The organism is Dietzia sp. DQ11-38-2 (genome assembly GCF_014145055.1).
GTDB lineage: Bacteria > Actinomycetota > Actinomycetes > Mycobacteriales > Mycobacteriaceae > Dietzia.
Genome location: NZ_JAALDW010000350.1, coordinates 6,710 through 9,578 on the forward strand (window position 1 = coordinate 6,710; position 2,869 = coordinate 9,578).

Consider the following 2,869-nt stretch of genomic DNA (forward strand, 5'->3'; position numbering starts at 1 on the left):
GAACTCGTCCACGGTGCCGCGCCCCCCGGCGGCCAGCCCCTCCGCGGTGACCCCCTTGGGCGGGTGTGTCGCCGGGGCACGCAGAACCGCCGGTGACGCCGCGATCGCCCCGTGGAACAGCCCCGCAGCCGGCGGAGAACCCAGCAGGCAGAGCACCGCTCCCCCGCCGGCCGACTGACCGGAGACCGTCACCCGGTCGGGGTCTCCGCCGAACGCGGCGATCTCGTCCCGGATCCACTCGAGTGCGGCGACCCAGTCGAGCAGCCCCCGGTTGTCCGGGGCGTCGGGAAACGGGGTGAAGCCCTCCACGCCGAGGCGGTAGCCGACCGAGACCACGACAATCCCGCGGCGCGCGAAGGTCGATCCGTCGAACCAGGGCTGGTGGGATGAGCCCGATTCCCAGCCGCCTCCGTGGATCCACACCAGCACGGGGTGTGACCCGCCTTCCGCCGGTGCCCACACGTCAACGTGCAGGATGTCGCTCCCCGCGACGATCGGCTCGGGGATCGCCGGGTCGGGGTCGAATCTCAGCCTCTGCGCGGTGGCGGCGGGCCTGGTCGCATCACGGACCCCCTCCCACGGCGCTCGTCGGACCGGGGCGGCGAAGCGTAGGTCGCCGACCGGGTCCTCGGCGTAGGGGATCCCGTAGAAGCGGACGACGTCGCCGAGGTCGGTGCCGCGGACGCGGCCGGTCGACAGAGTGACCTCGGTGCGTGTCATGGGCGCCAGCGTAGCGGCCGCCTTCACGTTGAGATCGCGCCGTCATGCTGTCGGATCTTCAGAGTAGGAGCGGGAGACTGTGAGACCTGCTACAAGTTAAAACGACTTACTTATCCCGAGGCTTGGAGTCGCGATGCCGACCATTGAAGAGTCCGTTCGCCAGCTCGCTGCTAAGGTCCGCGACCTCAAAGCCCACATTTCAACAGAAGAGGCCACCAAGACCGCATTGATCGCGCCCTTCATCCAAGATGTGCTCGGCTACGACATCTTCGACCCGAGGGAGGTCATTCCTGAATACGTTGCCGATGTCGGACGGAAGAAGGGTGAGAAGGTCGACTACGCGATCAAGAGCGGCGAGGACTTCCGGTTTCTTATCGAGTGCAAGACTATTGGTTCGCCTCTCAGCTTGGACCACGCTACGCAGTTGATCCGCTACTTCAACGTCACGGACACCGAGTTTGCGATTCTGACCAACGGAGAGGTGTACCACTTCTACGCACAGCTTGACGCAGCAAATCGAATGGACGAGAAGCCCTTCATGACATTGGACCTCGCCAACATCGACGAACGCATCTTCCCTCACTTGGAGAAGTGCACCAAGAGCAAATTCGATGCCGAGACGATCGCCGCTTCAGCTGAGCATCTCAAGTACGTGGCCGAGGTACGCAAAGCAATGGCGGCTGAATTCCGAGAGCCGTCGGATGACTGGGTGCGCTACTTTGCGAACCGGGTAACCTCTCGGCGACTCACCGCACAAGTACTCGAGTTCTTCCGCGAAGTGGTTGGCACAGCTGGCGCACAGTTCATCCGGGATGAGGCCAACCGCCGCCTTCGCACCGCCCAAGACCTAGATGAGCACACCCCGACCGAAATGGAGTCCCCGAGTACGGAGCAGGCGCAACCCGAACCCACGCTGGTCCAGCCAGAGGATGATGTTGAGACCTCGCCTGAGGAGATCGAGGCGTTCCAGATCATCAAGGCTATAGCCCGACAGAAAGTATCGGCGGCACGTATCTATATGCGCGATGCCAAATCGTATTGCGCCATCTTATTCGATGACAACAATCGCAAACCGATAGCGCGCCTGCACTTCAACTCTTCTAACTGGAGAATAGGGGTGTTCGACGAGGCCAAACAGGAGACGTTGCACCCACTTGCAACCTTGGACGACATCTACGATCACGCGGACGCAATCTTGGCGCGCATCGCCGCCCTAGCCGGTGAGTGACAGGCCACTTCCAACCTCGTCATCCCGATTGGAGCCCAACGTGACGCTGGAGAGCTCGGCGACGCAAACACAGAAGGCAGGTCAGAAGAGCACTCCTGACCTGCCTTCGACTGCTCCCCCATCTGGACTCGAACCAGAAACCCTTCGATTAACAGTCGAATGCTCTGCCAATTGAGCTATGGGGGATTGCCTCGGCGACCGACGATCACGCCGAGCACCGAGAACTCACCTTAGTGCGAGCGCGGCCGTCGGTCCAAATCGCCAGGTCAGGCGATGTCGGGCGTGGCGCCCACAGCCTGGTCGAGCAGTCCTCGCCGGTACTCCTCCAGCGCGACGAGGTCACCGAACAGTGCCGAGTAGCCCTCCGGGTCCGCCGCCGGACTCATCCGCTGCACCTTCGACTTGAGGTCGGCGATCTGACCGGACACCCACACCTCCTGCAGTCGGGCGAGCACGCCGGAGACGTACCGGGGCAGCGCGTCCTCCGCCACCCGGAGCGTCTCGACCGCCATCAGGCCCACCAGCCGCCGCAGCCCGTCGTCCTCGAGCCCCCGGGACACCTCGGACACCCAGTTCGCGCCGCTCTTGCCCGAGGCACACCCCCCGGCGGCGGACACCGCGGCGGCGAGCCTGGAGTAGGCGGGATGGGTGTAGCACTCCGACGGGAGCGAGTCGAAGAGCGGCCCTGCCAGACCCGGGTACTGCAGGGCAGCCTTGAGCGCCTCGCGCTGCGGCCACAGCACCGGGTCCGCCGGTGAGGGCAGGGGTACGCCCGTCGGTTCCACGGGAGCTCGTCGTTCGTCCCGGGAAACAGCCTCGTGGTCGTCTCTCCCCCCGCCTCTTTCGGCGCGGTCCCGCAGCGGGCGGGGCCCACCCCCGGACCCTCCCGAGCCGCGACGGCCTGGCCCACGGGTGCCGGAG

Annotated in this window: 2 protein-coding genes, 1 tRNA gene and 1 pseudogene; 1 reads left to right on the plus strand and 3 read right to left on the minus strand. The window is 65.0% G+C overall.

Translation table 11 applies throughout. The features are described from left to right. Nucleotides 1-720 (minus strand): carboxylesterase family protein (locus G6026_RS17390; protein WP_241728056.1); only part of this gene is annotated, 720 nt, incomplete at its 3' end. A 133-nt stretch (nucleotides 721-853) separates the two neighbouring features. Here G6026_RS17390 and G6026_RS12020 point away from each other — a divergent pair. Beyond that, on the plus strand, nucleotides 854-1,948 hold the full coding sequence (locus G6026_RS12020; protein WP_182613316.1) for a type I restriction enzyme HsdR N-terminal domain-containing protein: 1,095 nt from the start codon (nucleotides 854-856) through the stop codon (nucleotides 1,946-1,948). 113 nt (nucleotides 1,949-2,061) lie between these two features. Here the strand turns inward: G6026_RS12020 and G6026_RS12025 are convergent. Together G6026_RS12025 and G6026_RS12030 are read right to left on the minus strand one after the other, a co-directional pair. Further along, a tRNA-Asn gene (locus G6026_RS12025) sits at nucleotides 2,062-2,134 on the minus strand. Nucleotides 2,135-2,214: 80 nt separating this feature from the next. Continuing rightward, a pseudogene (locus G6026_RS12030) lies at nucleotides 2,215-2,869 on the minus strand (DNA primase); the annotation flags it as partial.

Bases quoted from the DNA above. Each gene is read 5' to 3' on its own strand.
- G6026_RS12020 (WP_182613316.1), top strand. From the start codon at position 854: ATGCCGACCATTGAAGAGTCCGTTCGCCAGCTCGCTGCTAAGGTCCGC.